The sequence below is a fragment of the bacterium genome (assembly GCA_040753555.1).
Lineage (GTDB): Bacteria > UBA9089 > UBA9088 > UBA9088 > UBA9088 > JBFLYE01.
Genome location: JBFMDZ010000272.1, coordinates 1 through 2,472, shown reverse-complemented (window position 1 = coordinate 2,472; position 2,472 = coordinate 1). Strand labels below are relative to the sequence as shown.

Here is a 2,472-nt window from a genome sequence, read left to right as displayed (position 1 = left end):
CCCATTCTCCCCTTTTTCTGTGAAACGGAGAAATTTCTCCCCTTCTTAAGATTCTCCCTTTCTCCCCTTCTCCCTCTCTCCAATTCATCCATTCTCCGTTTCTCTCTGTAATGACTGAATAGTTACTTATGTTTTTGAATAGCATATCGTAAGTCATCTGTTATGCGAAGGTCGAACTCACTCCCAAATAACATCTATCATTCCTTTCTCTTTTATTTCTTTGTCAGTTGTTAAAATAGATAAACCCAGATATTTTGCCGATGCAACTATTAATCGGTCATGTAACTCTAAACCTTTAATTTTATCTGCCATTTCTACGATATCAAAATCTAAGTCAATAATCCTATAATTGTCCAAATCTTCTATTTTCTCTCTTGTTTTGGTTAAATTTAGTGGAATTTTGTTTCGTTCAGCTAAATACATAATTTCTATTATTGATACAATAGAAATCCAAATAATATTTTCACCTCCATCAGCCTTTTCTAGTATTTTCTTTGCCTCTCTACCAATATATCCATATTTTGCAAAATGTCTTATAATAGCCACCGTATCTGCTAAATATTCCATTTCTTTTCCCTCTCCAATAAAGACTCTCCAGCATATTTTCGAAGGCTTGAAATACCTTTTTCTACATCAATTTTTTCAAATCCCAATCCCTGCCAAATTCCTTCAAGCTTTTCAATTTTTCGTTTTCTGCTCTTTGAAATTCTTAACCAGATAAACTCAACAAAATCTTCAATTTCCTTAATTTTCCCATTTGGCATTCTTAATAGTTTTCTCTTAATCTGATTAACATTTTCCAATGATTTCATATCATCCTTCTTAATTATTAAACTTGCTTTTTGCCTTATTAAAAATAAACTAACATATTTTTCACTTTTTTTATAGTCTTATTATATCAGAAAATATATATTTTCATCAAGCTGTTGTTTTTCTAATGCAAAACATATATCTGTTGATACCATGACCTTCCTTTGGCATTATTTGAGACAGCAAGCCAATTGCAATTCTTTTGTTTGTTTTATAAAGCAAAAATAGTCCTAATGTAGAAAAGATAAGGATAGGTGTCCAAGAATAAAGGCCATGCCAAGATGAAAAAAGGAATTTAAGGATTTCGGGAGAAGTCCACTTCATAAAGTCACCCCCTTGTGGAATAAGGATAAATTCTCTATGAATTATCCTCCAGGCAATCAATTGTGGAAGAAAGGCAAAAAAGCTCCGATTAAAAAGAAAAGGTGGTTTATAAAAAGCTTATGAAACCTTGGAGGGGCAAAAAGAAGGATACTAAAAACAATATTTTGCCACCTTACAAGACAAACAAATCCAAAAGAAAGGCCCCACAAAAACCACCAAAGCTTTCCTTTTTTCTTTTCTTTCTCAATCCACATTAAAAGAAATAATGCTATTGCAAAACTATCTACAAGATGTGCATAAGTTGGCATCCAGTAAAAGACAAAGACAAATGGAGAAGCAAGAAAGATATTCAGAAGGGCTAGAAAACTATCTTCTGTTGAGAAAAACCTTTTTGAGACCCTAAAGGATAAAAATAGGGCAAGGAGTCCGTAAAAACAACTTCCTAATGAAATAATGGCTATATAGAGATAGGAATAACCATCTAATGGAAAAAATTCTTTTATTTTTAATAAAAAACCCAACAAAATATTACTAATTAAGCTTATAATATGAGCAAAAAGAAAGAATGGTATCCAGGCAATACCCACTCCCATAGCAAAGACATTTCCAACATAATTATCATGTGTTGGACGAAACCAAGGGGAATGAAAATTATAATAGTTTAGCTCATTAAGGAAAGAAAAGTTATGGTCCAGTATTAAAGATCGTACGTGTTTAGCTAAAGCTAAACAATTAAACAAAGCGATTTCTGGCTCTTTGATGAGGAAGCTTTAACACATATTAAGGAGCTAAACACATATGATTATTTCTTTGGGATTCTTTGTTTCTTTATTTCATTTTTAAATAGATATTATGTAGATGACAAATATGTAAAATCAGCCTGTGGAGTTGCTTATCTAGGGGTTCTAAAGGCTATTGATGAATATCTTCTAAAAAAGGGGCTTACAAAAATGATACTATCTATGAAGAATTGCATATCGCAGGCTATTATAGAGGAAATTTGCGTTCTGTAAATGTAGTAAAAGAAGCATTAAAAACAGCAAAAGACTTTATTGAGAAGATTGGGTAAATAAAAGTCCCATGTGTTTTTACCCACCAAGTTTTTAACTTGCCTTTTTGATTAACCGCGATATATAATGGGGTTTATGAAAAGGAAAAAATCAAAGCAAGCCATTCAGAATAAAAAAGGTTTTTGGATAATTATTTTAGGTAATGCCTTATTGATTTTTGGGTTTTTTCTTTATAAAAATATCCCTTTTTCTATTTGGAAGGTCTTTTTTCTTATCTTTTTAATAAGCACATTTGCCTTTTTTAATGCCCAATGGCTTAATTTAAACA

The 2,472-nt window shown here is 31.5% G+C and carries 4 protein-coding genes and 1 pseudogene; 2 read left to right on the top strand and 3 right to left on the bottom strand.

Annotated elements, in window-relative coordinates; all coding sequences use genetic code 11:
• Positions 1-177: 177 nt before the first annotated feature.
• From AB1630_12365 to AB1630_12355, 3 genes are all read right to left on the bottom strand, one after another.
• Entirely contained in the window at positions 178-567 is a 390-nt protein-coding gene (locus AB1630_12365) for a PIN domain-containing protein (GenBank protein MEW6104585.1), read from the bottom strand.
• Entirely contained in the window at positions 555-812 is a 258-nt protein-coding gene (locus AB1630_12360; GenBank protein MEW6104584.1) for a hypothetical protein, read from the bottom strand. Before AB1630_12360 ends, AB1630_12365 begins: the two co-directional genes overlap by 13 nt.
• A 378-nt stretch (positions 813-1,190) precedes the next feature.
• Positions 1,191-1,727 carry a hypothetical protein gene (locus tag AB1630_12355; protein ID MEW6104583.1) on the bottom strand — a complete coding sequence of 179 codons (537 nt, stop codon included), beginning with the start codon at positions 1,725-1,727 and terminating at the stop codon, positions 1,191-1,193.
• Positions 1,728-1,865: 138 nt separating this feature from the next.
• Here AB1630_12355 and AB1630_12350 point away from each other — a divergent pair.
• Positions 1,866-2,203: pseudogene (locus AB1630_12350) on the top strand (DUF5618 family protein).
• A gap of 76 nt (positions 2,204-2,279) precedes the next feature.
• Positions 2,280-2,472, top strand: a 193-nt coding sequence (locus AB1630_12345) for a hypothetical protein (protein ID MEW6104582.1), incomplete at its 3' end; no start/stop codon positions are given.

Coding starts and splice junctions, on each gene's coding strand:
- AB1630_12365 (MEW6104585.1), bottom strand. CDS start 567: ATGGAATATTTAGCAGATACGGTGGCTATTATAAGACATTTTGCAAAA.
- AB1630_12355 (MEW6104583.1), bottom strand. CDS start 1,727: ATGGGAGTGGGTATTGCCTGGATACCATTCTTTCTTTTTGCTCATATT.
- AB1630_12360 (MEW6104584.1), bottom strand. CDS start 812: ATGAAATCATTGGAAAATGTTAATCAGATTAAGAGAAAACTATTAAGA.